The following is a 26,284-nucleotide window of genomic DNA, read 5'->3' as shown; positions in this document are numbered from 1 at the left end:
ATGCAACAACGGGCGTGACCTTCGGGTCGCGCCCGTTGGCATTTGGGAGAGTCCACATGAGTATGCCGTCGTCACCTGTCTTGGAAACCCGCCTCGAGAGCGATCCGCTGGGGACGCTCGAGGTACCGGCGGACGCGCTGTATGGCATCCAAACAGTCCGCGCGCTGCACAACTTTCCCATCAGCGGGTTGCGACCGCTGGAGCCGTTTGTTGTCGCGCAGGTCTGGATCAAGCAGGCAGCGGCGCGTACGCATCGCGCAACGGGTCGCCTTGATGCCCAACGCGCCACGGCCATTATCACCGCAGCCGACGAAGTGCTCGCCGGGCATCACCGGGATCAGTTTGTCGTCGATCCGTATCAGGCCGGTGCCGGCACCTCTCACAACATGAACGTGAACGAGGTGCTCGCGAATCGAGCCAATGAATTGTTGGGCGCAGCCCGGGGCCAATATGCCCCGGTGCATCCCAATGATCATGTGAATATGGCGCAAAGCACGAACGATACGATCCCTACCAACATCCGCCTGGCGGTCCTGCGCCAGCTGCCAGCGCTATTGCGGGCGGTACAAGAGCTGAGTGAGGCACTGCAGGATCGCGGACGCGCCTTCGACGGAATCGTCAAGGCGGGCCGCACGCATCTGCAGGACGCCATGCCCATCCGCCTCGGCCAGGAGTTCACCGCCTATGCCGGGACACTGGAGCGTTGCCGCCGTCGGGTGGCCGAGGCCGCCGATTATCTCAATGATCTCGGGATCGGTGGGTCGGCCGTTGGCACCGGCGTCACGGTGGAACCGCAGTATCCCGCACTCATGGTCCAGCATCTGCGGGAGATCAGTGGTATTCCCACACTGCGTGTGGGTGAAGATCGTATCCAGCTCATGCAAAGCATGGGAGATGCCGCGGCTTTCAGCGGCGCCTTGCGCGGACTCGCCATTGATCTCTCGAAGGTCGCGAGTGATCTGCGCTTGATGGTGTCCGGCCCGCGCACCGGCCTCGACGAAATATCGCTGCCGGCCGTGCAGCCGGGCTCCAGCATCATGCCGGGCAAGATCAATCCATCCATTCCGGAAATGGTCAATCAGGTCTGCTTTCAGGTGATCGGCTGCGATACCACCGTGACCATGGCCGCTGAACACGGACAACTGGAGCTCAATGTCATGATGCCGGTCATTGCGCATAACGTCCTGCTTTCCATGCAGTTACTCACCAACGCCATGGACGTGCTCACCCAGAAGTGCATCACCGGCATTCAGGCCAATCCGGCCATGTGTGCGTATTGGGTGGAACGCTCGGCGGCATTGGCCACCGCGCTCATGCCACAAATCGGGTACGCCGCCGCAGCGGAACTCTCCAAACGGAGCGTTCGCGAGGGCGTGCTCATTCGGGACTTGGTCAAGCGCGAGGCCATCCTGCCGTTGGATCAGGTGGACCGGGTGCTCGATCTGCGTCGCCTTACGGAGATTGGTGTTCCTGAGGGACACCATGGCGCGGTGACTGGAGGCTAGGACGTCCTGAAGTGTGTCGCTACCGGATTGCCTGCGGCCTCTACAGGCTTCCCGGGAAGGCCGGCACAATGCCGCACAGCGGGGAGGGGCCCCCGGCGAGCGGGGCACTGTGTCGGTCTAGACGACGCCGGCATGGGAAACGGGGAGCTGGGGCCTGAATGGCTTGTCTCGGCCACGATTCCGACCTAGACTCTCGGGTATGCGGATTACAACATGGGCCGAATACGGGCTGATTTGCGCCCTGCACCTTGCTCGACGGGTAGGCACGGGGCCGGTGACTGGCCGCGATGTTGCGGCACGCGAGCGGCTCCCTGGTGACTATGTCGAGCAGATTCTGCTGCGCATGCGTCGCGCGGGCATCGTCAACAGCACGCGGGGAGCGCGCGGTGGGTACTCCCTTGCCAGAGCGCCGGAAGAGATCACGGTGCGCGACGTGATTCAGGCATCGGAACTGACGACCTTTGACCTGCACTGTGTCACGCATCCCGTAGACGCGGGGCGGTGCGCCGAAGCGGAGAATTGCAGTATCCGACCGGTATGGATGCTCCTGCAGAAGCGTATCGATGAAGTGCTCGAGGGCGTGAAGCTCAGCGATCTGCTTGATGACGAATCGGTGGTCCGGGATCGCGTGGGGCTCCCTGCGTATGCCGCGCCCGAGATTCCGGGCGGCTTACCCATCCTCCAGCCTTGACCGGTATTATGGGGCTGTGGGCAGACTGGCAGGCGTCGAGGGCGCGCAAGCAGCGTGTTGAGGTGTATCTCAATCACCTCGTGCGGGAAGCCGAAGCGCCCACGCTGGCGTGGCTGACCGCAGTGTGCGGCTCGGCCGACGTTGCGGCGCGTGAACTCGGCTTTGCCCGTCGCGCCATTGGACTCATTGTAGCCGAGCGTGATGCCCTTGATGACCAAACAGCGGCCGACGTGGCGCACCACTTGGCGCCGGTGGTCGCCGCCGAGTCCCGCCGGCATGCTGAAACGGGTCGCCTGTGGGCGGAGCGCTGGCGGAGCTACACCGCAGCGCTCGCGGTAAGGGGCAGTCAGACGACCCCGGCGGCTCGCCTTGCCAAGGTACTGCTCGAAGGGGCGGGTATGCCTGCTCCCACGGCGGAGGTACTGGCGGTGGGCACCGATTTTGTGCAGGAAACCCGGGCCGCGCTCAATGAGCAGCTCCGGACGGCCTTTGGGGCGGCTTCACTCCCGGAAGACGTTCGACCCAGCGCTCTCAGGTCCTGACTGGCCACAACACAAAACGGGCAACAGCGCCGAAGCGACTGTTGCCCGTTTTGTGAACAGGTGCCGAAGGCCGGACTCGAACCGGCACGTCCTTGCGGACACTGCGCCCTGAACGCAGCGCGTCTACCAATTCCACCACTCCGGCAGAACATCCACCCCATGGCCAGTGGCCACAGGAGCGGCAGGGCGAGAAGAATAGATCGGGAGTAGCCCGGAAGTCAACGCCATCGGCAAGAAACGTGATCACGGATCGCTCGTCGGAGGGGTGGAACGATTACGTTACGGACACGTATGGCCACCAAGGACACCGAAGAACCGACCGAACTGATTGCGCGGAACAAGCGCGCCCGTCACGACTATGAGATCCTGGATACCTGGGAGGCGGGCATTGTGCTCACCGGTACCGAGGTGAAAGCGCTCCGTGACGGCCGGGCGAATCTCACCGATGCCTATGGTTTTGTGAAAGACGGTGAGGTGTTTCTGCTCAATCTCCACATTGGCGCCTACGCCAACGGCAACTTGTTCAATCACGAAGCGACGCGCACGCGCAAGCTTCTCCTGCACAAGCGCGAAATCCGGCGCCTCATCGGATCGGTGGAACGCCAGGGGCTCACGCTGGTGCCGCTTGATCTGTATTTCAAGAATGGCAAGGTCAAAACACGAATCGCGTTGGCTCGCGGCAAGGCCCAGCACGATAAGCGTGAAGACCTCAAGAAACGGGACGCGGAGCGGGAGATTGCGCGCGTCCTGCGCAAGGGATGAGTACCGTGTTTGCGGCCCTCGGGCTGATGCTGCAGGTGGTAGCCGTAGCACAGCCGGTTTCGCTCACGGTACGACTTGGTGAACGGGTGCGGGAAGTTCCAGTCGTGGCCGCTGACGGTGGCGGGCTCGCCCTGCGGGCGGATGTCTTGGCCGAGGCGCTCGGCGGGCAGTTGGTGCGCGACGGGGCGCGCAGCGGACGGTATCGACTCGAAGTCGGGCGCATTGGCATCGATATCGAAACCGGCACCGCGTTTGCCGTGGTGGCCAACGATACCCTTCCGTTGAGTGGGCCCGTGTTCCGGCGCGCGGCGCAGCTGTATGTTCCCATGGGGTTGGCCGCCGACCTGCTGCCACGGATTGGCACCGGGGTCATGTTTGATGCGGAGAAGCGGGAGTTGCGCCGGTTTGCGCCGGTGGCTGCGGCCAAACGGCCCGTCGCACCCGCTCGTCAGCCGGCGTCTCCCGGCGCCGCGCCCCGAGCGACGGGGGGAAACGCGGCCGCCACGCGCAGCGGTCGTCAGCGTGTCGTCGTTGTGGACGCCGGTCACGGCGGACGTGACAATGGGATGTCCGGCCCCATCGGCGGCGGTCCGCGCATTTACGAAAAGAACGTCACGCTGGCGGTCTCCAAGCAGCTCCAGCGTGCCCTCGAAACGCGCGGCATTCGCGTGGTCATGACGCGGACCACTGACACATTGATCGGACTGTACGATCGGGGCCCAATCGCGAACGCCGCCAAGGGCGATCTGTTCGTGTCCATCCACGTCAATGCTGCCAATCCGCGATGGCAGAATCCGGGCGGCGCGCGTGGCTTCGAAACGTATTTTCTCGCCGAAGCCAAAACGGAAGACGAACGGCGCGTCGCCGCCATGGAAAACGAAGCCGTCAAGTTCGAAACGAATGCCGATGTCAGTCGCGATGATCCGCTTGGATTCATCATGCGGGATATGGCGCAGAACGAGCACCTGCGAGAGTCCATGCGGCTCGCAACGCTCATTCAATCGGGGATGCGTACGGTGCATCCAGGTCCCAATCGGGGAGTGAAGCAGGCTGGCCTGGTCGTCCTCGTTACCGCGTTCATGCCCGCTGTGCTGGTGGAAATCGGTTTCGGGACCAATCGGGCCGAGGCCGCCTACATCACCAGCCCTGAACGTCAGGCCGAGCTCGCGGATCGGTTGGCCGATGCTGTGGAGCGATACCTCGACGAATACGACCGGAAGGTGGGCGGATGAGACACGGTGCCGCACATCGCCTGATAGCCCTGGCGACGACCTGGCTGTTGGCGAGTGGCTGCGTGTACTACAACGGCGTGTATAACGCCGAAAAGTCGGCGAAGCGGGGCGATGCCAAGCTGCAACGCAATGAAGACGATGCTGCGCGGGAGGACTTCAAGGTGTCTGCCGCGCATGCCGAAACGGTGATCGTTCGGCATCCGTCCTCCAAGTGGACGTCTCGGTCCACCTACCTCGCCGGCCGCGGCGCTGCCTTGAGCGGCGACTGTGAGACAGGCCGTCGGTATCTCTCCGCGTTTCTCGGCGGGGCAGCCGGATCGGGTGACGAGAAATCGCGGGCGCTCATCGCGCTGGCTGCCTGTGAGCTCCGTACCTCGAACGCTGCCCGCGCGCGCGTGTTGCTCGACTCCCTGCTGCCTTCGCTCCCCGCGGGGGAAACCAGACGACAGGCGCGGCTCTGGGCCGCCCGTAGCGCTCTGGCGCAAGGCGACCTGCAGGCAACGGATCAGTATCTCGGCGACGTCGATTCCGGGCTTCTCCCATGGGAAATCGCGGCCGCGGCACTCGCCGCCCGCGACTTTGTGCGCGCCGAATCCGTTCTGGTGATTCGCGGGCGCGCCGGCGACTTTCGCGACGATGTCGTGCGGGCCCTCGTCGACTTCGGTCTGGCACAACGATTGGACGGTGCCGAGCGCGTGGTGCGGGCCTACGACAATGCGCGGGTCCGTGATCTGAATCGGGGCCGACTGCAATACACCCTCGGCGACCAGCTGCTCAGAGCGGGACGGGACTCGGTCGCGCGCCTGTATCTGGACCGATCTGCATCGCTTGCCGGCAAAGATTCGCTGATGCGGCGGGAAGTCATGATACGCACAGCGTACCTTGACCTTCGACAGGCCCGCTCCATGAGCGGCGCCGACTCGGTGTTGGCACGGGTGGATTCCGCCTCGTGGACGACGAGTTTTGGTCGCCAGATCAATGAGCACCTCCTGCTGTTGCGATTGCTGCTCGGACGCGATGATCCCACGGGCGCTTCCGCGTTTCTCGCGGGCGAAGTGGCACGTGACTCACTCCGCTCTGCATGGTTGGCGCAAGCCGTGTTCTCGGAGTTTGCGCGGCAGCGCACGAACTCCGTGTTTGCCCCGCACGCGTGGTACGCCGCCAGTACGCTCATGCCTGACAGCGCCGAACGCTGGCAGCAACGTATCCGGGTGGAGTATCCCGCGTCGGCGGTCGCACTGCGACTGCGTGGGGAGGATCCGGCAACGGCTGATGACTTTGCGAACGCTCCCACGTTGTTGAAATTGCGCTGGGGGGAAGCGGTGCGGGTCTGGAGTGATAGCGTACGCAAGCTGCGGGCGCGTAGCGCCCAGCGAGCTCCCTAGTCACCAGCCCGCAGCTCCCCGTTTCCCTCGTCCCGAGACATGCCACCCGTGACTGTCGCAGCTGCTCCCACGCCCCCCCTCGTTACGGCCGGTGCTTCAATGGCCCGGCCCCTTGGGCTTCGTGTGGCCGGCCTTGAGTTCCGGAATCCTGTTGTGCTCGCGTCCGGGACCGCCGGGTTCGGGATGGAGATTGAAGATGTGGTGGATCTGGATGCCGTGGGGGGCATTTCCACCAAGGCCGTCAGTATCAGCCCTCGAAAAGGGAACCCGGCGCTCAGAGTGAGTGAGTTCGCCGGCGGGATGATCAATGCCATCGGTCTGGCCAATCCCGGATTGGAGGCGGTCAAAGCCGCATATCTCCCGTGGCTACCTGCGCATCACCCTGGGACCCGGGTGTTTGTGAATGTGGTGGGTAACAGCATCGACGACTTCGCCGCGGTCGTGGAAGCCATCAACGGGGAGCGGGGGATCGATGGGTTCGAGCTCAATGTGAGCTGCCCCAACGTGAAGGCGGGCGGGTTGGAGTTTGGCGCCGATCAGCAGGCGCTGGCAGCGCTGGTCTCGGCGGCTCGGGCCAAAACGCAGCGTCCCATATTTGTGAAGCTGTCGCCAACGCTGGGGGCGGGCATTGTGGATACGGCCCGTATTGCCGTGGACCATGGAGCCACTGGGTTGACGCTGGTCAACACCATGCCAGGGCTGGTCATCGATACGCATCGGCGCCGGCCGAAGATCAGCTTCGGCAGTGGCGGGATCAGTGGACCGGCGGTGCTCCCCATTGGCCTTCTGGCGACCTGGCGGGTGAGTCAGGCGCTGCCGGGGGTCCCTTTGATTGGGCTCGGCGGCGTCAGCACGGGAGACGACGCCGTGCAGTATCTGCTGGCCGGTGCGTCACTGGTTGGGGTCGGAACCGCCGCCCTGCGGGATCCGCGTGCCCCGGAACGGATCGTTCGCCAGATGCGGCAGTGGGCCGATCGGCAGGGCATCCGCGATCTGACTTCCATCATTGGAACCCTCGAATGGCCTCACTCATGACCGCTGTTGTCATCCCCATCGTGGCGCTGGACGTGTCCGACCGGGCCGGTGCCGAGGCGATGGTCCGCCGGCTCGGGGATAGCTGCTCCTTTTACAAGGTCGGGTTGGAGCTCTTTGCAGCCGAGGGCCCGTCGGTCGTGGCGTGGCTCCGGGATCAGGGCAAGGAGGTCTTCGTGGACCTCAAGCTCCACGATATCCCCAACACCGTGCGGGGGGCGGCGCGGAGCGTGGCCCGCCATGGTGCATCCTTGCTGACGGTGCATGCCAGCGGCGGCCGCGAGATGATCGCCGCTGCCGTGGATGGGGCCAACGACGGGGAGCCCGGCGGCGGCTGTGCCATTCTGGGGGTGACCATTCTCACCAGCATGGATGCCTCCGGCGTGGAGGAGGCGTGGGGGCGGTCGTCGGTGACGGTGGAGGATGAGGTGCTGCGACTGGCCGGGCTGGTGGCCACGGGGGGCGGGGCAGGGATCGTCTGCTCCGGCCACGAGGCGGCGCCGGTGCGCGCGGCCTTCGGTGACCGGCTGGGGTTGCTCATTCCCGGAATCCGACTGCCCGGGGGCGCGGCGCATGATCAGCGCCGCGTGATGACGCCGGCGGCGGCGGCGGCGGCCGGTGCCCGGTGGCTCATTCTTGGGCGGGCGGTGACGGCGGCGGACGACCCGGCGGCGGCGATGGCTGCCGTGCACGCCGCGCTAAGGTAAGACCGCACGCGTACTTGCGGGGATTGCCTAAGTCCGCTAAGCTGCAGGTCTTGCCCATTTTGGGTGCCATTTTGTGGCGCCCATGGGGCGGGAATTCACCGGCCAATCCGCTGGCCACATTCGCTTCGCTCATGCGCGGAATCGGAGAGCTGCATCGGGAAAACCTGATGCCGTTCGCGATGCTTCACGAGCGATGAACAGCATGGGGAGTCCGGCCGGCTACTGGCAACAGTGGTGCGGGAGACTCCGTCGGTGCGGAAGCACCGAGGTGACCCGTGAAAGTTCGCAGCAGCGTAAAGCCGATCTGTGAGCACTGCAAAGTCGTCAAGCGACAGGGCGTGACTCGCATCATCTGCAAGCGCAACCCCAAGCACAAGCAGCGTCAGGGCTGAGGGGAAGCGTAGAATATGGCACGTATCGCTGGCGTCGATCTCCCGCGTGAGAAGAAGATTGAGATCGGCCTGACCTACATCTTCGGCATCGGTCGCAAGACCGCCCAGAAGATTCTCGAATCGGCCGGTGTGTCGAGCGCGCAGCGCGTTCGCGACCTGAACGATGTCGATCTCAACAAGCTCCGTCAGGAAATCGAGCGCAATTTCCGCGTCGAAGGTGCTTTGCGCACTGAAGTCGCGATGAACATCAAGCGCCTGATGGACATTGGCTCGTACCGTGGCACGCGCCACCGTCGCGGCCTCCCCGTGCGCGGGCAGCGCACGCACACGAACGCGCGCACCAAGAAGGGGCCGCGCCGCGCTATCGCGGGCAAGAAGAAGGTGACCAAGTAAGCCATGGCTACCGCAAAGAAAACCAAGCGCGTCGTCGAGGCCGAAGGCATCGCCCACGTCAGCGCCACGTTCAACAACACGACCATCACGATCACCGACATGCATGGCAACGCGGTGTCGTGGGGCTCGGCCGGCAAGGCGGGCTTCAAGGGGTCGAAGAAGTCCACGCCGTTCGCCGCCACCGTGGCGTCCGAGCAGTGCGCGCGCGAAGCGCTCACCGCCGGAGTGCGCCGCGTCCATGTGCGCGTGCAGGGTCCGGGCTCTGGCCGCGAGTCGGCCATCCAGGCGCTCGCCGCTGCGGGGCTGCAGGTGAAGTCCATTCGTGACGTCACCCCCATTCCGCACAACGGCTGCCGTCCCCCCAAGCGCCGGAGGGTTTGATCCATGGCCCGTTATACTGGTCCCAGCTGCCGTCAGTGCCGTCGTGAGGGCGCCAAGCTCTTCCTGAAGGGCACCAAGTGCTTCACCGAAAAGTGCCCCGTGGAGCGTCGTCCGTACGCCCCGGGTCAGCACGGGCAGGCCACGGCGCGTCGCAAGAAGATGTCGGAGTTCGCCAAGCAGCTGCGCGAGAAGCAGAAGATCAAGCGCATCTACGGCATCTCCGAGAAGCAGTTCCGCAACACGTTCGAGCGTGTGTCAACGCAGGCCGGTATCACCGGTCACAACCTGCTCGCCGCGCTTGAGACCCGTCTCGACAATGTGGTGTACCGCATGGGCTTCGCTCCGAGCCGCAAGGCCGCGCGTCAGCTCATCCGTCACCGCCACATTGAAGTGAAGGGGCGTCTCCTCGACATCCCGTCGTACCAGGTGCGGCCGGGTGAAGAAGTGCGCGTCAAGCAGAGCTCGCGCGAGTTGGTGCTCGTCATGAGCGCCATGGAGCAGGCGTCCAAGGGCGGCTCGCTCTCGTGGATCGCGGTCGACAAGGAGTCGTTCAGCGGCCGCGTGCTCGAGAAGCCGCAGCGTACGAGCATCCCGCTCGCCGCGCAGGAACAGCTCGTCGTCGAACTGTACTCCAAGTAAGGCAGTAGCTGGTCGGGGCCCGAACCCCTCTACGGGGCTGCCACGCGTTCGGGGCGAGGCAGCGCGTCGTCGGTACCACACCGGCGTGACCTTTTCTCAAGACTTCACATGGCAACTATCGATCTTTCCGGGCTGGTCCGTCCGCAGCTGGTTGAAGCGACCAAGCGCGAGGACAATCCCAATCTGGCCGAATTCCGCCTGCAGCCGCTCGAACGCGGCTTCGGGCACACGCTGGGCAACGCCATGCGCCGACTGCTGCTGTCGTCGCTGCGTGGCTCCGCTGTGTGGGCGTTCCGCATTGATGGCGTGGTGCATGAGCACCAGACCATCGGCGGGGTCGTGGAAGACGTGCACCAGATCATCGGCAATCTCAAGACGCTCACCCTGTCCCTCCCTGACGAAGTCGAGCAGGCTGTGCTCCGCATCGTCAAGTCGGGCCCGGGCACGGTCACCGCGGCAGACATCATCGCCACGGGAGGCGTGCGCGTTATCGACCCGGCGCATCATCTCTTCACCATCACCGACGAGCGCGACTTCACCGTCGAACTCTACGTGAACAAGGGACGCGGCTACGTCGAGAGCGACCAGCATCCGGCCGACAAGAACCTCCCGGTTGATGTCGTGCGGATCGATGCCATCTACAACCCGGTCCGTCGGGCCAACTTCACCGTCGCGGAAACCCGCGTCGGTCAGCGCACCGACTACGACCGTCTCACGCTCACCGTCGAAACCAACGGCACGATGTCGCCTGAGGAATCTGTGAGCTATGCGGCAGCCCTCGCCCAGACCCACTTCCAGTACTTTGTGGGCTTTGGGTCGTCGGCCTCCGCGCAGCCCGGTGCGGCCGGTGATGGTGCCAACTCGGATGCCATCCGTCTCGCTGAGCTGTTCCGTACCCCCATCGACGACCTCGAATTGTCGGTTCGCTCCGTCAATTCACTCAAGAACTCCAACATCCGCTCGCTCGGCGATCTGGTTCGCCAGACCGAGGCGCAAATCCTTCAGGTCAAGAACTTCGGCAAGAAGTCTCTGCAGGAAATCGCCGCGCTGCTCGAGAAGGAAGGGCTCAATTTCGGCATGCGCTACGAGGAATCCACGGACGGTGTCCGTATCCTCGATATGGGCACCCCGCCCAGCCGCGCTGCCGAAAATGCGCCCGACGACGACGAAGACGAGGACTGAACTCCCATGCGCCATCGTAAGGCCAACCGCCAGCTCCGGCGGACCAGTGAGCAGCGTCTGGCGCTGCTCCGCAACCTCGCGACCTCGCTCATTGAGCAGGGCGCGATCGAGACGACCGAGGCCAAGGCCAAGGAGCTCCGCCCGTTCGTCGAGAAGCTGATCACCAAGGCTCGCACGGGCACGCTCCACGCGCGCCGGCTCGCCGGCAAGCACGTGCACAAGCGTGAGGCCGCGGACAAGCTCTTCCAGGAGCTTGGCCCCGCGTTCGCCACGCGGCCCGGTGGGTACACGCGCATTCTCAAGACCGGCCACCGCAAGGGTGACGGCGCTGAAATGGCGCGTATCGAACTCATCACCGGCTGAGGCACACACCCATGGCTATCAATCGCAATCGCTGCTATCACTGCGACAAGGGTGTTGCCTTCGGCAACAACGTCTCGCACGCGAACAACAAGACCCGTCGTACCTGGAAGCCCAACCTTCAGGTCGTCCGCACGCTCGAAGCGGGCAAGGTCATCAAGGTGAAGGTCTGCACGCGTTGCCTTGCCGCCGGCAAGGTGCAGCGTGCGCCGCGCGGCCAGGTCGCCGTCGCGTAAGGATCCTGCTACAGCACGTCACGCGGGGAGCTCGCCGAACAGCGAGTCTCCCCGCGTTGTGTATCCATCAGCGACTTCACGGAGTTCCTGGTTACCCCGTGCGCTGCGCACGACCGACACGTTCGCTCTCCACCCCGATCTGATCCGTCTGTGACAAAAACTGCGCTCGTTACCGGCATTACCGGCCAGGATGGCTCGTACCTCGCGGAACTGCTGCTCACCAAGGGCTATCGGGTCGTCGGCGTCGTTCGCCGTTCCTCCACGACGCCGTATGAGCGCATCGCCCATCTCGTCGATCGCGTGGAACTGGTCTCCGCCGACCTGCTCGACCAGACCTCGCTCACCGACGTAGTGCAGGCCGCCGCGCCAGATGAGATCTACAATCTGGCGGCCCAGAGTTTCGTCCAGACCTCGTGGAACCAGCCCGTGCTCACCGGTGAGTTCACCGCCCTTGGCGTCACGCGCATGCTCGAAGCCTTGCGTAAGGCCGCGCCCAAAGCGCGGTTCTATCAGGCGAGTTCCAGTGAGCAGTTCGGCAAGGTCGTGGAAACCCCGCAACGCGAAAGCACGCCGTTCTATCCGCGTTCGCCCTACGGCGTCGCCAAGGTGTACGGCCATTGGATTACCGTGAACTACCGCGAAAGCTTCGGGCTCTATGCGGCCAGCGGTATTCTGTTCAACCATGAGTCGCCGCGCCGCGGGCTGGAGTTTGTCACCCGCAAGATTTCGGACGCCGTGGCCCGCATCAAGCTCGGTCTCCAGCACGAATTGCGTCTCGGGAATCTCGATGCGCGCCGCGATTGGGGGTTTGCCGGCGACTACGTCGATGCCATGTGGCGCATGCTGCAGCAAGATGAGCCCGACGATTATGTCATTGGCACCGGTGAGACCTACTCCGTGCGCGAGTTTTGCGAACTGGCATTCGGTGCGGTCGGCCTCGACTACCGCAATCACGTCGTGCAGGACGAAAAGTTCTTCCGCCCGGCGGAGGTCGATCTGCTGGTCGCGGACCCATCCAAGGCGCGTGAGCAACTCGGGTGGACGCCCACGGTCAATTTCCGGCAGCTCGTGGAGATGATGGTGGAGGCGGATCTCGCCCGATATCGCACGGCGCGGTGATACCGCCAGACGGGCGCCCGCTGGGGCGCGTGCTCGTCACCGGTGCGGCTGGTTTTGTCGGTCAGTGGCTGCTGCCCGCCCTGACCGCCAACGCGTCCGCGCTGTTCGCCTTGGCCACCGATCCGGTGACGGCCGCCCCCATCCCTGGGGTGCCTGCCGTCCCACAGGGGGTGACCTGGCTGCTGGGGGATCTGCGTGACGAGACGTACGTGTCCCGAGTAGTGGCCACGGCACGTCCCGATACCGTCATTCATCTTGCCGCCATCTCCCACCTGCCGACGGCCGCTGCCAACCCGGCGCTCGCTTGGGACGTGAACGTGACTGCCACGGCGCGTCTCCTCTTCGAGCTGGAGCGCCACGGTGGTGATCCCACCGTGTTGATCGTGGGGAGCGCGGAGCAGTACGGGCGCGATGCCTCGCACGTCATGCCGTTGGCCGAACAGGCCATACAGGTCCCGCGAACCGTCTACGCCGCCACCAAGGCCGCGCAGGAGGTCCTCGCGCTGCAGGCGTGGCGTGCCTCAGGGCTGCGCGTGATTGTGGCGCGCAGCTTCAATCACAGCGGCGCAGGGCAGCCACCCCGCTTTCTCCTCCCTGCGCTGGTGCAGCGGGCGCGGGCATTGGCGACCGCCCCCGCCGGTACGCCCATGCCGGTGGGCAATCGTTCGCCCGTTCGCGATTTCCTGCATGTCAGTGACGTCGTGGCTGGGTATATTTCCCTCTGTCAGCGGGGTATGCCCGGCGAGGCGTACAACGTGGCCAGTGGCACCGGATGGTCGGTGCAGCAGATTCTCGAGAAGGTGCTGGCCCGCACAGGATCGCGCGCCGTGCCTACCGAGGATCCAACGCTGGTGCGACCAGTAGACGTCCCCGTCTTGATCGGGGATCCGCGAAAGCTGCAGCACGCCACCGCGTGGCGAGCGCAGCGATCACTCGACGACATCATCGAAGACCTTATCCATGCCGCGACGTTCTGACCTGCACCGGATTCTCGTGATCGGCTCCGGGCCGATCGTGATCGGGCAGGCTGCCGAGTTTGATTATTCCGGGACGCAGGCCACCAAGGCCCTGCGCGAGGAAGGCTATGAAGTCATCCTGGTGAACTCCAATCCGGCGACCATCATGACCGATCCGGAGTTCGCCGATCGGACTTATGTGGAGCCGGTCACTGCGGAGTTCGTCGAAAAGGTGATCGCCAAGGAACGTCCTGACGCGGTCCTGCCGACCATGGGTGGGCAAACCGCGCTTAACGTGGCGCTCGCGCTCTACGACAGCGGTGTGCTCGACAAGTACGGCTGTCAGCTCATCGGCGCCAACGCTCGCGCCATCCGCGTGGCGGAAGATCGGAAGTTGTTTGCCGAGGCGATGGAGAAGATCGGCCTGAAGTGCCCCACGGGGACCACGGTCACGTCCATCGATGAAGCCATGGCCGCGGTGGAGCATACGGGCTTTCCCGCCATCATCCGCCCGTCCTTCACGCTCGGCGGCACCGGTGGCGGCATTGCGTATAATCGTGAGGAATTCGATACCATGGTGCGCCGTGGGCTCGATCTTTCTCCGGTGCACTCCGTGCTCATCGAACGGTCGCTGCTCGGTTGGAAGGAGTTCGAACTCGAGGTCATGCGCGATTGCGCGGACAACGTCGTGATCGTCTGCTCCATTGAGAATCTCGATCCGATGGGTGTCCACACGGGCGACTCCATCACGGTCGCGCCGGCCATGACGCTGACCGATCGCGAGTATCAGGTGATGCGCGATGCCGCGGTCGCAATCATTCGCGAGATCGGCGTGGACGCCGGCGGGTGCAACGTGCAGTTCGCCGTGAATCCGAGGGATGGCGAACTCATTGTCATCGAGATGAATCCGCGCGTCTCACGGTCGTCGGCCCTGGCCTCCAAGGCCACCGGCTTCCCCATCGCGCGTATCGGCGCCAAGCTGGCGGTTGGGTATACGCTCGACGAAGTCCCCAACGACATTACGAAGACCACACCGGCCAGCTTCGAACCGGTGCTCGACTACGTCATCGTGAAGTGCCCACGGTTTGCCTTCGAGAAGTTCGTCTCCAGCGATCCGGGGCTCACCACGCAGATGAAGTCTGTGGGCGAGTCCATGGCCATTGGACGCACGTTCAAAGAGGCGTTCCAGAAGGCTTTGCGTGCGCTCGAGACCGGGCGGAGTGGGTGGACGGTTGGCGAGCGTCTCGTTGATGACCGCCTTACGGAAGGCTCAAAGGAAGAACTGCGCGGAGCACTCCGGCGGCCAACCCCCGAGCGCATCTTCCAGCTCAAGCGCGCCATGCTGCTTGGCATGAGCACGGCCGAACTGTATGAAATTTCGGGCGTGGATCCGTGGTTCCTCGCGCAGATGCAGGAACTCATCGACGCCGAATCGTGGTATCAGGCGCAGCCGGAGGTCGATGCCGAGGCCATGCGCCGCATGAAGCGTATGGGCTTCTCCGACCGGCAACTCGCCACGCTACGTGGCCAGACCGAAACCGAAGCGCGAACGCAGCGGTGGGCCTTGGGCGTGCGCCCGGCGTACAAGATGATCGATACCTGCGCCGGCGAGTTCCCGTCGAGCACGCCGTATCTCTACGGCAACTACGATGAGGAAAGCGAAGCGGAGACCGCCGGCAAGAAGAAGGTGGTCATCCTCGGCTCCGGCCCCAATCGTATCGGACAAGGTGTCGAGTTCGACTACTGCTGTGTGCGCGCCGTCTTGGCGCTGCGCGCGCAGGGCTATGAGACCATCATGGTCAACTCGAACCCTGAAACCGTCTCCACCGATTTTGACATCTCCGACAAGTTGTACTTCGAGCCGCTCACGCTCGAAGACGTACTGGAGATTGTGCAGCGCGAGAATCCGGAGGGGGTCATCGTGCAGTTGGGCGGTCAGACGCCGCTCAAGCTTACGCGGCCACTGGAAGCGGCTGGTGTGCGCATCCTGGGGACGTCGCCAGATGCCATCGATGCGGCCGAGGATCGTCGCCGCTTTGAAGTCATCGCGCGTGAGTTGGGTATTGAACAGCCGGCGAACGGGACGGCGACCAGCGTCGATGAGGCCGTTGCCATCGCCAAGAACATCGGTTTCCCGGTACTGGTGCGCCCCTCGTACGTGTTGGGTGGTCGCGCCATGGAAATCGTGCATGATGAAACCTCGTTACGCGACTACTTCGAGCGTGCCGCACGCGTGTCGGAAGATCGACCCGTGCTCGTGGATCGATTCCTCGAAGACGCGTTCGAAGCCGACGTGGACGCCCTGTCTGACGGGACCAACGTCGTGATCGGTGCCGTCATGGAGCACATCGAAAGTGCCGGTATTCACTCCGGCGACTCGGCGTGCATTCTCCCGCCGTATCTCATCCCGCCCGCGGCTGTCGATCAGATGAAGGCGCATACGGTGGCCTTCGCCCGCAAGTTGGGCGTGGTGGGCCTGATCAATGTGCAGTACGCGTACAAGGACGGTACCGTCTACGTCATTGAGGTCAATCCGCGCGCCTCACGTACGGCACCGTTTGTATCCAAGGCCATCGGTGTTTCCTTGCCGTCCGTCGCGGCGCGGCTGATGCTGGGGGAGACCCTCGCGGAGATTGGATTTACGGAAGAGATCATTCCGCCATATACGAGTGTGAAGGAAGCCGTCTTCCCCTTCAACAAGTTCCGCGAGTTTGATCCGGTGCTCAGCCCCGAGATGCGGTCAACCGGTGAAGTCATGGGGATCGACGAGGACTTCGGGATGGCCTTTCTCAAGTCGCAGATCGCGGCGGACAATGCGCTGCCACACGATGGCGCGGTGTTCTTCACGGTCAACGATGGCGACAAGCCGACCGCGGCCAAATTGGCGGCCCGCTTCCATGAGTTCGGCTTCAGTGTGTTTGCCACCAGTGGCACTGCGGCCTTTTTCCGGGAGCACGGCGTGCCGGTCACGTCCGTCCTGAAGGTGCACGAGGGACGGCCGCACGGCGTGGACATGATTCTCAACGGCGAAATTCAGTTGCTCGTGAATACGCCATTGGGGAAGCACGCCCAGGTTGATGATGAACGGCTGCGTCAGGCGGCCATCTCCAATCGCGTGCCGTATACCACCACACTGACGGCGGCCAGTGCGGCCGTCGAGGCCATTGCGGCGCGCCGCACTCGGGAGCCCGGCGTTCGTTCGCTACAGGAGTGGCATGAACTTCTCCGGATTTCGCAGGCCGCCAAGGCGGCCGTGGTCGCGTGAGCGCGGCAGCTATTCCGGGGATGATTGCCCAGGCGGGCGAAGGACACGTTGGGCCAGGGGTTACGCTTGGTGCGGGTGCCCTGGTCCACGAATCCGCGTACGTGGACGATGGAGCCGTCATTGGTGACGGCTCCCGGATCTGGCATTTCTGCCATGTGAACGGTGGGGCCCGCATTGGCGCACGCTGTTCTCTTGGCCAGAACGTGGTGGTCATGAATGGCGTGACCGTTGGCGACAATGCCAAGATCCAAAACAATGTGTCGTTGTACGAAGGGGTGGAGTTGGAAGACGATGTGTTCTGCGGCCCGTCCATGGTCTTTACCAACGTCTACAATCCACGCAGTGCGGTTTCCCGAAAGAACGAATACCGGCGTACGCTCGTGAAGCGCGGGGCCAGCATCGGCGCCAACGCCACCATCGTCTGCGGCAGCACGGTGGGGCGGTACGCGTTCATCGCCGCGGGGGCCGTCGTCAATCGTGATGTGCCCGATTACGCGCTGGTCGCAGGTGTCCCCGCGAAACGTATTGGCTGGATGTCTGAAGCCGGCTTTCGCCTCGAAGTGGTGGCGCCTGCTGCGGATTCCACTTCGTCTGAACAATTGCGCTGCACCGGGTCCGGCGCGCTCTATGAGCGCCGTGGCGACGTGGTGACGCGTGTCGAGGAGAACGCGTGACAGGACAGCACATTCCGGAAGGGCGGCCCATTCGAGTGGCGCTGGTGGGCTGTGGCCGCATCAGCAAGAATCACTTTGATGCGATCGCGCGTATCCCCGAGCTGCAATTGGTCTCGGTGTGCGATATCGTGGCCGAGCGGGCGGAGCAGGCGGGCAGCGCGGCCGGTGTGCCATGGTTTACCAGCTACGAGAAGATGCTCGCCGATGTGCCGAGCGATGCGGTTGTGGTGGCCACGCCCAGTGGGCTGCATCCGCAGCATGGCATCACGGCGGCGAAGGCGGGACGTCATGTCATCAGCGAGAAGCCCATGGCCATTTCGCTGGCCGCCGCCGATGCGCTGGTGCAGGCGTGCGATGACCATCACGTGCATCTTTTCGTCGTCAAGCAGAACCGTCTCAATCCGCCCATCGTGCTGCTCAAGCGCGCGATTGATAACGGGCGGTTCGGGCGCATCTACATGGCCAACTGCACGGTGCGCTGGACGCGGCCGCAGGAGTATTACGATCAGGCGCCGTGGCGTGGCACCTGGGAGTTTGACGGGGGCGCGTTCATGAATCAGGCCTCCCATTACGTCGACCTCGTGCAGTGGCTCGTGGGCCCCGTGGAGAGCGTCATGGCCAAAACCGCAACGCTGGCCCGTCGCATTGAGGCCGAGGACTCCGGCGTGGCGGTACTCAAGTTCCGGTCGGGCGCCATCGGGACCATTGAAGTCACGATGCTCACCTTCCCCAAGAATCTTGAAGGCTCGATCACGATTCTTGGAGAGAAAGGCACCGTGAAGATCGGGGGCACGGCGGTCAACAAGGTGGAACACTGGCAGTTCGCCGACTACGACGACGATGACAAGTTGGTCGAACAGTCGAACACGAACCCGCCCAGTGTGTATGGATTCGGACACGAAGGCTACTATCGAAACGTGGTGGCGGTGCTGCGCGGTCGCGCCACGCCGGATACGGACGGTCGAGCCGGTCGCAAATCGCTCGAGCTCATTCTCGGCATCTACGAGTCAGCGAAGACAGGGCGCGATGTGCCCCTGCCGCTGCGCGTGAACATCTGATTGGCAGGGTTCCCATGGCCGTACCACTTCTCGATCTCAAAGCCCAGCACGCGACCATCCGCGACGACGTCGTCGCCGCACTCATGGCGGTCGTCGATCAGCAGGCCTTCATCCTGGGCGATCCGGTTGGGCAGCTGGAGTGCAGCGTGGCCGGACTGTCCCAGGTCAAGTTCGCCATCGGCTGCGCCAACGGTACGGACGCCATCCTGCTGGCCTTGCGGGCATTGGGGGTCGGTCAGGGCGATGAGGTGATCACCACACCGTTCACCTTTTTCGCTACCGGAGGCGCCATTCATAACGCGGGCGCCCGTCCGGTGTTCGTGGATATCGATCCGCGCACCTACAACATCGAGCCCGCCAATGTCACGCCGGCCATCACGGCCCGGACGAAGGCGGTCATTGCGGTCGATTTGTTCGGGCAAATGGCGGCCATTGAGCAGGTGAAGGCCGCCGCCAAGGGGCTCCCCGTTATCGAGGACGCGGCCCAGTCCATCGGGGCCAGCCGAATGGTTGATGGGCGGAAGGTCATGGCCGGGGAGGCCGCCGCCATTGGCACCTTCAGCTTCTTCCCCTCGAAGAATCTGGGCGGGTATGGCGACGGCGGCATGATGGTCACGCAGGATGAGGGGCTCTTTGAGGCGCTCATGAAGCTGCGGACCCATGGAAGCCGTCGCACGTACTACCACGAAATCGTTGGATACAACAGCCGCCTTGATGCCCTGCAGGCCGCCGTACTGCGCGCCAAGCTGCCCCATCTGGAGTCGTGGAGTGCCGCCCGTCGCCGTAATGCGTCCTATTACGACGCGGCCTTCGCGGATGTCCCCGAAGTGGGAACGCCATTCGTCGATCCGGCCAACACCTCGATCTACAACCAGTACACCATTCGTGTGGGTCAGCGGGACGCGCTACAGGCTCACCTTAAAGAACAGGGAATTGGGTCCAACGTGTACTATCCCTTACCGCTGCATCTGCAGCCGTGCTTTGCCTATCTCGGCTATAACGAGGGGCAGTGTCCGGAAGCCGAGCGCGCGGCGCGGGAAGTCCTGTCGCTCCCGGTGTTCCCCGAACTCACCACCGCACAGCTGGACGAGGTCATCGCTGCTGTGCGAGGCTTCTTCGGCCGTTAAGAGTCCACTGAAATGACTGACACAGTATCCATGAAGGACCAGCTGCTCACCCGGATCTCGGATCGCTCCGCCGTCATCGGGGTGATCGGCCTCGGCTACGTGGGCCTCCCGCTGGCCATGGAATTCGTGCAGGCGGGCTTTACGGTCATTGGCTACGACGTGAGTCAGCGGGTGGTGGACCTGCTCATGGCCGGGCAGTCGCACATTCAGGATATTGCCGGCGACACGGTGCAGGCGGCGGTGGCGCAGGGGCGGTTTGTGGCCACGACGCAGGAAGATCGGCTGCGGGAGTGCGAGGCCATCTCCATTGCGGTGCCCACGCCGCTCTCCAAGACGCGGGACCCGGACATGGCCTTTGTGCTGAGCGCGGCGGACGCGATCGCGCGGCAGGCCCATCCGGGGCTGTGCGTGGTGCTGGAGAGCACCACGTACCCGGGCACCACGCGGGAACTGCTGCAGCCCCGCCTGGAAGCCCAGGGGCTCACGGTGGGGCGCGACATCTTCGTGGCGTTCAGCCCCGAGCGGGTCGACCCGGGCAACCCGGTCTACCACACCAAGAACACTCCCAAGGTGGTGGGCGGCATTACGCCGGCCTGTGTGGAGGTGGCCACGGCGCTATACCAGAGCTGCATCGACACCGTGGTGCCGGTCAGCTCGCCGGAAGCGGCGGAGCTGGTGAAGCTGCTGGAAAACACCTTCCGGGCCGTGAATATCGGGCTGGTGAACGAAATCGCGATTGTGTGTGACAAACTGGGGGTGAACGTCTGGGAAGTCATCGACGCCGCTGCCACCAAGCCCTTCGGGTTCATGAAGTTCACCCCGGGCCCCGGCATTGGCGGGCACTGCATTCCGCTCGACCCCCACTATCTCGCCTGGAAGATGCGCACGCTGAACTACAAGACGCGCTTCATCGACCTCGCCAGCGAGATCAATTCGCACATGCCGGAGTGGGTGGTCCAGAAGGTGGCAGATGCGCTCAACGAGGTGCGGAAGGCCGTACGCGGGAGCCGTCTCCTGGTCCTTGGCGTGGCCTACAAGCGCGATATTGATGATGTGCGGGAAAGCCCGGCCCTCGACGTGATTCGGCTGCTGGAAGAGCGTGGAGCCCACGTAGAGTTCCACGATCCGTTCGTGCACGAGTTCCGCGAGGACGGGCATGTCCGGAAGGGGGTGGAGCTCAGCGATGAGATGTTGCGCTGGGCTGACGCGGTCGTGGTCATCACCGATCACAAGGCGGTGGACTACCAGCGGGTCGTGGATCACGCTACCCTCGTAGTGGATACGCGGAACGTCACGGCCGGACTGGCCGCGGGACGGGCGCGTATCATTCCGTTGGCCTCCGGGCCGGCGTCGCGCGCTGTTTCCTGATCGTTCCTGCCGTCGCGAACCTGCGCCGCATTCCCCGGGTACCTACTGCCGCATGAGTCATCTTCCGAACCGCGTTGAATTCCGCTTGCTGGTGCTGCTCGCTGTCGCGACAGCACTGGCAGGGTGTGGGCGCGGGTTCCAGCCACGCGACTTCGCGACCCCCGAGGCGCTCTTCCAAGCCTCGCTGCTCGAGTTTCAGCAGAAGAAGTGGGATAACGCGCAACTCGGATTTGAGCGGCTCACCAGTGATCTGTCGTCCCGTGATCCGCTTTTGGCGCCGGCCTTCTTCTATCTCGCCCTCACGCACGAGCGCAAGCAGGAATACCTGCTGGCCGCCCAGGCGTTTGAGCGGGTGACCGATGGCTTCCCCGACGACACGCTGGCGCCCACGGCTATGCTGGGCACCGGTCGCGCCTACCAGTCGCTCTGGCGGCGGCCGTCACTCGACCCGGAACAGGGGCAGAAGGCGGCCTCCATTCTTCGGGCGCTCTTGTCGTCGTATCCCGATGCCAAGGAAACCGAAGACGCCAAGCGGCGCATCACCCAGCTTGAGGAGTGGTTCGCGCAAAAGGACTACCTCACGGCCGTGCACTATATCAAAGTGCGGCCGGTGGTCGATGGCGCGATCATTTACCTGAAGGACATTGTCACGACGTACCCCACGACCAAGGCCGCACGCCTGTCGTGGCTCCGCCTCCATGAGCTGTACACCAAGATCCGCTGGAAGGAAGATGCCGCGGAAACGTGCTCAGCCATGTGGAAGGCGTATCCTGGAGATGCGGACGTCAAGGTGGCCTGTGGAGTGGCCGCCACTGATACGGCGACCGCTACCAGGGTGCCGCCTGAGGCCGTGACGTCGCCGGTGGCGTATGCCAGACCGGCGCCTCGCGTGTCCCGATAATCCACCACCCCGCGTCCGTGCGCATCGGCCTGTTTGGCGGCAGCTTTGACCCGCCGCATGTGGGCCATCTACTCATCGCACAGGATGCCATTGATGCGCTGCAGCTGGATCTCCTCCTGGTGATCCCGGCCGCGCAGCAACCGCTCAAAGGGGCCGGGCAGACGGACGCCGCGCATCGGCTGGCCATGGTCCGCGCCTGCTTTGAGGGAGTTCCCAAGGTGGTGGTGGACCCCGTGGAAATCACGCGGGGCGGGTTATCTTACATGGTTGACACCGTGGAGAATGTGCGAGAGCGTTGGCCGCTCGCCGAACTTCACCTCTTGGTTGGGAGCGACGTGGTTCCCACGTTCTCCCGCTGGAAGGAACCGGAACGGTTGCTTGGTCTGGTACGACTGGTCGTACTCTATCGGGACACTGCCGGGGCCGTCCCGCCTCACCCGGAGATTCACGGCGGTGTGCGCGCGCAAGGGCTCGCCACGCGCCGGGTGGATGTGTCGTCAACCGAAATCAGGGCACGGGTACGGGACCATCGCTCCATTCGGGGCTTTGTGTCGGAGTCCGTGGCGTCGTATATCGCATCCACCGGGTTGTATCTCGAGAATTCCCGGATGCCGGAGCGCGCGGAGACCTGAACGCCGGAAGGCGTCCGGGCGCCGCGAGACGGTGTCCTCGTCTTTCTGGTAAAGAGGTCCGCATGCTGAAGGGTTTGATCAGTAAGGTGTTTGGAACGCGACACGAGCGCGAGCGGAAGCGTGTCCAGCCAATCCTCGATGAGATTCACCAGATCGAAGCGCGATTGGCCACGTTGTCGGACGCCGAGATCCAGGGGCAGACCGCGAAGTTCCGTGGTATCCTGGCCGAACGGACCGGGCCCATTGACGCCCGCATCCAGGAGCTCAAGGCGGCCAAGCACGACACCGCCGATGCCGCCGAGCGGGAGCGCATCGATGGCGAATTGCAGGGGGCGGACGGGCGCGGCGGCGTGGAAGCCGAACTTCGCACCGCCATCGCCGAAACGCTGGACGAACTGCTTCCCGAAGCGTTTGCCACGGTGCGCGAAGCCTGCCGCCGACTCAAGGGATCGCCGGTGTCGGTCATCGGTCACGAGATCACCTGGGATATGGTCCCGTACGATGTGCAGCTCATCGGGGGCATTCAGTTGCACCTGGGCCGCATCGCCGAAATGGCCACGGGTGAAGGCAAGACGCTGGTGGCCACGCTGCCGCTGTACCTCAATGCCCTCCCTGGTCGGGGTTCGCACCTGGTCACGGTCAACAACTACCTGGCCCGCCGCGACTCGCAGTGGATGGGGCACCTCTACACCTGGCTGGGGCTGACCGTTGGCTGTCTCGACGACACCGAGCCCGGGTCGTGGGAACGGCGTGCGGTCTATGCCGCCGACATCACATACGGGACCAACAACGAATTCGGGTTTGATTACCTGCGCGACAACATGGTCGTGTCATTGGAGCAGCGGGTGCAGCGTCCGCACATTTTCGCGCTCGTGGACGAGGTGGACTCGGTCCTGATTGACGAAGCCCGGACGCCGCTCATCATCTCGGGACCGGTGGGCAACGAGAGTGATGGACAGTATGCGGAGTTCAACACCTCGGTCGAGCGCCTGGTACGCAAGCAGAACGAACTGGTGAATCAGCTCGTGGCCGATGGCGAGCGGGCTCTTGAAGCCAAGGACACCGATACTGCGGCGCTCGAGTTCTACAAGGCGCAGATGGGTGGCCCGAAGAACAAGCGGCTCATGAAGGTGCTCCAGGAGCCGGGCGTGAAGCAGCTGGTGCAGCGCGTTGAGCTCGATGTCATTGCCGACAAGAAGCTCCCCGTGAGCAAGCGGTCCTTCAAGGACATGGAGGACAACCTCCTGTTCGTGCTCGACGAGAAGGGACACACGGTGCACCTCACGGAGAAGGGGCTGGATTGGCTCTCGCCCGATCACCCGGACACCTTCGTGCTCCCCGATATCGCGCTGTTGATCGGGCAGATCGATCGCGACATGGACCTCTCTGCCGCGGAGCGTCTCGAGCGCCGCAACACCGTGGAGCGGGAGTACGCCACCAAGAGCGAGCGACTGAACATCATTCATCAGCTGCTGCGGGCGCATGCCTTGTACGAGAAAGACGTCAACTACGTCGTGCAGGACGGGCAGGTGTTGATCGTGGATGAATTCACCGGCCGCACCATGCCGGGACGTCGCTGGAGCGAGGGGTTGCACCAGGCGGTGGAAGCCAAGGAACGGGTGCAGGTGAAGGGGGAAACGCAGACCCTCGCCACCATCACCATCCAGAACTACTTCCGCATGTACGAGAAGCTGGCCGGCATGACCGGTACCGCGGAAACGGAAGAGGCGGAGTTCCACACCATTTACGGGCTGGAAGTGTCGGTGATCCCGACCAACCGTCCCATTCAGCGCGATGACCGGCAGGATCTGGTCTTCAAGACACGGCGCGAAAAGTACAACGCCATCGTCGAGGAAACTCGGCGCTTGCATGAGCTGGGGTTCCCGGTACTGGTCGGAACCGCCAGCGTGGAGGCGTCGGAAACGCTGTCACGACTCATGACACGCGCTGGCATGAAGCACGCCGTGCTGAACGCCAAGTATCACCAGCGCGAAGCGGAGATTGTCTCGGAGGCGGGACGCCCAGGCGCCATCATGATCGCCACCAACATGGCGGGCCGTGGAACGGACATCAAACTGTCCGAAGGGGTCCGGGAGGCGAAGGCGTCCCGCATCACCGATCCTGATGGCAAGGAGATCGATATCACCGAAATCGGTGGCCTGCACATTGTGGGTTCCGAACGGCATGAATCGCGGCGCATCGACCGGCAGTTGCGCGGACGCTCCGGACGTCAGGGCGATCCGGGAGCCTCGCAGTTCTTCCTGTCACTCGAAGATGATTTGATGCGGCTCTTCGGGTCGGAGCGCATTGCCAAACTGATGGATCGCATGGGAGCGCAGGACGGTGAGGTGTTGACGCACCCGCTCATTACGCGGTCCATCGAGCAGGCACAGAAGCGCGTGGAGTTGCAGAACTTTCAGTCGCGCAAGCGGCTGCTGGAGTATGACGACGTCATGAACCAGCAGCGTGAGGTTATCTACTCGCTGCGTGCGTTTGCGCTGGAGGGTGGAGAGGAGCTCAAGGGCGAAGCCATCAAGATGCTTGAGCGCGGCGTACAGCGGCGTGTGGAGCAGGCGCTGGCCACGTTCGACAAGCAGGAGGATTGGGACTTCGAGTACGTGCAGCAGGATCTGCTGATGCATTACATGCTGCAGGTCCCGGCGTTCGCGGAGCATCCGCCGGCAACGCTCGAGGAAGCGCAGGCGCTGGCGGTGGAGGCCGTGCATGCGGCATTCGCGCTCAAGGTGGAGAGTCTCAATCAGGTGACGGACGAATCCGGCAACGGCTTCGCGGATCGTCTGTTGTCGCTGGTGACGCTCAATGTGATCGACGAGAAGTGGAAGGATCACCTCTACGATCTCGATCAGTTGCGCGCCTCCATTCACTATCGGTCCTGGGGCCAGAAAGATCCGCTCGTCGAATACAAGCAGGATGCGTACACGATGTTCGTGGACCTCATGCACGATGTGGCGAACTCGTTCACCGAGCGGTTCCTCAAGGCGCAGCTGGTGTTTGAGCCGTCGCCCACGGAGGCGTTCGAGCCGCCGCCAATGCCGGCGGAGTTCATGCGGGAGGAGGTGGGGCGCCCCACGAAGCGGTTCAACGCGTTGGGGATCCTCGAGGATATCCCGCTCGACGAGCTCATGGCGGTGGAGCAGGGGGAGGCGGACGAGGACGACATTATTGACGCCGACCAGGGCGAGCACGACGCGCCGGTTCGGACGGTGGCGCACAGCGTCCCCCAGGTGGTTGGTGCGGGCCCCGTGCGCTCGCTGGGGGAGGCGGCGGGCGCCGGGTTGCCGGCGGGATGGGAACAGACGCCGCGCAACAATGCCTGTCCGTGCGGGTCCGGGAAGAAGTTCAAGAAGTGTCACGGGGCGCACTTGTAGGATGTGCACTCGTTCCGGGGGCAGGTGACCGGAGACACGGGAGGAAACGGCGGGCCGCTTCGCAGAGGAGCGGCCCGCCGTGTTTGGTACGGGGGGCGTTGGGATTGAGACAATCGCGGGGAAAGTTGTGACCCCCTGTTGACATCGCCATCCCAATGTGCTTTAATCCCCGACCCGCCTACAGCGTCGCGGTTGTTGTGCACTCGCTCAGCGAGTCCGGCACCGGCAAGACGGTTGTGGCAGGGGGTCTGATGAGTGGTACTGATTCAGGCCGTCGCTCGCTGGGTTTCGCGAGTGCGAGTGCGCTCCCCGCGCGCCGATCCTTCGATCTTCAAAAAAGATCAAAATAGTGATCG

Annotated in this window: 25 protein-coding genes and 1 tRNA gene; 25 read left to right on the top strand and 1 reads right to left on the bottom strand. The window is 63.9% G+C overall.

The annotated features are described in order from the left end of the window. Positions 1 to 56: 56 nt before the first annotated feature. The 3 genes from GEMMAAP_RS10425 to GEMMAAP_RS10415 all read left to right on the top strand — a co-directional run bounded on the left by GEMMAAP_RS10425 (position 57) and on the right by GEMMAAP_RS10415 (position 2,738). Positions 57 to 1,505, top strand: coding sequence for an aspartate ammonia-lyase (locus GEMMAAP_RS10425; RefSeq protein ID WP_238588116.1), 1,449 nt, complete (start codon positions 57 to 59; stop codon positions 1,503 to 1,505). A gap of 199 nt (positions 1,506 to 1,704) precedes the next feature. Then, complete coding sequence (locus GEMMAAP_RS10420; protein WP_075071485.1) at positions 1,705 to 2,196, top strand: RrF2 family transcriptional regulator; 492 nt, start codon at positions 1,705 to 1,707, stop codon at positions 2,194 to 2,196. Beyond that, on the top strand, positions 2,193 to 2,738 hold the full coding sequence (locus tag GEMMAAP_RS10415; protein ID WP_145979090.1) for a hypothetical protein: 546 nt from the start codon (positions 2,193 to 2,195) through the stop codon (positions 2,736 to 2,738). Before GEMMAAP_RS10420 ends, GEMMAAP_RS10415 begins: the two co-directional genes overlap by 4 nt. Before the next feature lie 61 nt (positions 2,739 to 2,799). On the opposite strand, the gene GEMMAAP_RS10410 is transcribed toward GEMMAAP_RS10415, so the two are convergent. Then, a tRNA-Leu gene (locus tag GEMMAAP_RS10410) sits at positions 2,800 to 2,883 on the bottom strand. Positions 2,884 to 3,029: 146 nt separating this feature from the next. Between GEMMAAP_RS10410 and smpB the strand changes: the two genes are divergently transcribed. The 22 genes from smpB (at position 3,030) to secA (ending at position 25,928) form a co-directional block, all read left to right on the top strand. Continuing rightward, on the top strand, positions 3,030 to 3,500 hold the full coding sequence (gene smpB, locus GEMMAAP_RS10405) for an SsrA-binding protein SmpB (RefSeq protein ID WP_026849816.1): 471 nt from the start codon (positions 3,030 to 3,032) through the stop codon (positions 3,498 to 3,500). Continuing rightward, positions 3,497 to 4,732 carry an N-acetylmuramoyl-L-alanine amidase family protein gene (locus GEMMAAP_RS10400; RefSeq protein ID WP_053334182.1) on the top strand — a complete coding sequence of 412 codons (1,236 nt, stop codon included), beginning with the start codon at positions 3,497 to 3,499 and terminating at the stop codon, positions 4,730 to 4,732. The genes smpB and GEMMAAP_RS10400 overlap by 4 nt, the downstream gene beginning before the upstream one ends. After that, positions 4,729 to 6,117, top strand: coding sequence for a hypothetical protein (locus GEMMAAP_RS10395; protein ID WP_026849817.1), 1,389 nt, complete (start codon positions 4,729 to 4,731; stop codon positions 6,115 to 6,117). The genes GEMMAAP_RS10400 and GEMMAAP_RS10395 overlap by 4 nt, the downstream gene beginning before the upstream one ends. A 99-nt stretch (positions 6,118 to 6,216) precedes the next feature. Next, positions 6,217 to 7,152, top strand: a complete 936-nt coding sequence (locus tag GEMMAAP_RS10390) for a dihydroorotate dehydrogenase (protein WP_026849818.1) — start codon at positions 6,217 to 6,219, stop codon at positions 7,150 to 7,152. Beyond that, positions 7,149 to 7,856 carry an orotidine-5'-phosphate decarboxylase gene (pyrF, locus tag GEMMAAP_RS10385; protein ID WP_043580991.1) on the top strand — a complete coding sequence of 236 codons (708 nt, stop codon included), beginning with the start codon at positions 7,149 to 7,151 and terminating at the stop codon, positions 7,854 to 7,856. The genes GEMMAAP_RS10390 and pyrF overlap by 4 nt, the downstream gene beginning before the upstream one ends. A 275-nt stretch (positions 7,857 to 8,131) precedes the next feature. Beyond that, on the top strand, positions 8,132 to 8,248 hold the full coding sequence (gene rpmJ / locus GEMMAAP_RS10380) for a 50S ribosomal protein L36 (protein WP_012683466.1): 117 nt from the start codon (positions 8,132 to 8,134) through the stop codon (positions 8,246 to 8,248). Between the two features lie 15 nt (positions 8,249 to 8,263). Beyond that, positions 8,264 to 8,641: a 30S ribosomal protein S13 gene (gene rpsM, locus GEMMAAP_RS10375; protein WP_026849820.1), complete on the top strand. Its 378-nt coding sequence runs from the start codon at positions 8,264 to 8,266 to the stop codon at positions 8,639 to 8,641. 3 nt (positions 8,642 to 8,644) lie between these two features. After that, positions 8,645 to 9,022, top strand: coding sequence for a 30S ribosomal protein S11 (rpsK, locus tag GEMMAAP_RS10370; RefSeq protein ID WP_026849821.1), 378 nt, complete (start codon positions 8,645 to 8,647; stop codon positions 9,020 to 9,022). 3 nt (positions 9,023 to 9,025) lie between these two features. Then, entirely contained in the window at positions 9,026 to 9,661 is a 636-nt protein-coding gene (rpsD, locus tag GEMMAAP_RS10365) for a 30S ribosomal protein S4 (protein WP_026849822.1), read from the top strand. Positions 9,662 to 9,769: 108 nt separating this feature from the next. Continuing rightward, on the top strand, positions 9,770 to 10,843 hold the full coding sequence (locus GEMMAAP_RS10360) for a DNA-directed RNA polymerase subunit alpha (protein WP_053334183.1): 1,074 nt from the start codon (positions 9,770 to 9,772) through the stop codon (positions 10,841 to 10,843). A 6-nt stretch (positions 10,844 to 10,849) separates the two neighbouring features. Beyond that, entirely contained in the window at positions 10,850 to 11,206 is a 357-nt protein-coding gene (gene rplQ / locus GEMMAAP_RS10355; protein WP_026849823.1) for a 50S ribosomal protein L17, read from the top strand. A gap of 11 nt (positions 11,207 to 11,217) precedes the next feature. Further along, positions 11,218 to 11,439, top strand: a complete 222-nt coding sequence (gene rpmB / locus GEMMAAP_RS10350; protein ID WP_026849824.1) for a 50S ribosomal protein L28 — start codon at positions 11,218 to 11,220, stop codon at positions 11,437 to 11,439. A gap of 150 nt (positions 11,440 to 11,589) precedes the next feature. Further along, the gene (gene gmd / locus GEMMAAP_RS10345; RefSeq protein WP_026849825.1) at positions 11,590 to 12,558 is read left to right on the top strand and encodes a GDP-mannose 4,6-dehydratase; all 969 of its coding nucleotides are present in this window, start codon (positions 11,590 to 11,592) and stop codon (positions 12,556 to 12,558) included. Then, a complete protein-coding gene (locus GEMMAAP_RS10340) occupies positions 12,555 to 13,535 on the top strand; it encodes a GDP-mannose 4,6-dehydratase (protein WP_053334184.1) in 981 nt (326 codons plus the stop codon). The genes gmd and GEMMAAP_RS10340 overlap by 4 nt, the downstream gene beginning before the upstream one ends. After that, the gene (carB, locus tag GEMMAAP_RS10335) at positions 13,519 to 16,779 is read left to right on the top strand and encodes a carbamoyl-phosphate synthase large subunit (protein WP_026849826.1); all 3,261 of its coding nucleotides are present in this window, start codon (positions 13,519 to 13,521) and stop codon (positions 16,777 to 16,779) included. Before GEMMAAP_RS10340 ends, carB begins: the two co-directional genes overlap by 17 nt. Positions 16,780 to 16,799: 20 nt before the next feature. After that, positions 16,800 to 17,453 (top strand): DapH/DapD/GlmU-related protein, encoded by a 654-nt coding sequence (locus GEMMAAP_RS10330; RefSeq protein ID WP_082821225.1) that lies wholly within the window; start codon positions 16,800 to 16,802, stop codon positions 17,451 to 17,453. Next, positions 17,450 to 18,511 (top strand): Gfo/Idh/MocA family protein, encoded by a 1,062-nt coding sequence (locus GEMMAAP_RS10325; protein ID WP_026849828.1) that lies wholly within the window; start codon positions 17,450 to 17,452, stop codon positions 18,509 to 18,511. Before GEMMAAP_RS10330 ends, GEMMAAP_RS10325 begins: the two co-directional genes overlap by 4 nt. Positions 18,512 to 18,525: 14 nt before the next feature. Next, complete coding sequence (locus GEMMAAP_RS10320) at positions 18,526 to 19,638, top strand: DegT/DnrJ/EryC1/StrS family aminotransferase (RefSeq protein ID WP_026849829.1); 1,113 nt, start codon at positions 18,526 to 18,528, stop codon at positions 19,636 to 19,638. Between the two features lie 12 nt (positions 19,639 to 19,650). After that, positions 19,651 to 21,006, top strand: a complete 1,356-nt coding sequence (locus tag GEMMAAP_RS10315; protein ID WP_026849830.1) for a nucleotide sugar dehydrogenase — start codon at positions 19,651 to 19,653, stop codon at positions 21,004 to 21,006. A 52-nt stretch (positions 21,007 to 21,058) separates the two neighbouring features. Continuing rightward, entirely contained in the window at positions 21,059 to 21,907 is an 849-nt protein-coding gene (locus tag GEMMAAP_RS10310; protein ID WP_026849831.1) for an outer membrane protein assembly factor BamD, read from the top strand. Positions 21,908 to 21,924: 17 nt separating this feature from the next. After that, the gene (gene nadD / locus GEMMAAP_RS10305; protein WP_053334185.1) at positions 21,925 to 22,539 is read left to right on the top strand and encodes a nicotinate (nicotinamide) nucleotide adenylyltransferase; all 615 of its coding nucleotides are present in this window, start codon (positions 21,925 to 21,927) and stop codon (positions 22,537 to 22,539) included. Positions 22,540 to 22,601: 62 nt separating this feature from the next. Further along, positions 22,602 to 25,928, top strand: coding sequence for a preprotein translocase subunit SecA (gene secA, locus GEMMAAP_RS10300; RefSeq protein ID WP_026849832.1), 3,327 nt, complete (start codon positions 22,602 to 22,604; stop codon positions 25,926 to 25,928). Positions 25,929 to 26,284 lie beyond the last annotated feature (356 nt).

The sequence above is a fragment of the Gemmatimonas phototrophica genome, from assembly GCF_000695095.2.
GTDB classification, from domain to species: Bacteria; Gemmatimonadota; Gemmatimonadetes; order Gemmatimonadales; family Gemmatimonadaceae; genus Gemmatimonas; species Gemmatimonas phototrophica.
Note: the sequence above shows the minus strand (reverse complement) of the source record. Positions and strands in the feature narration are given on the sequence as shown.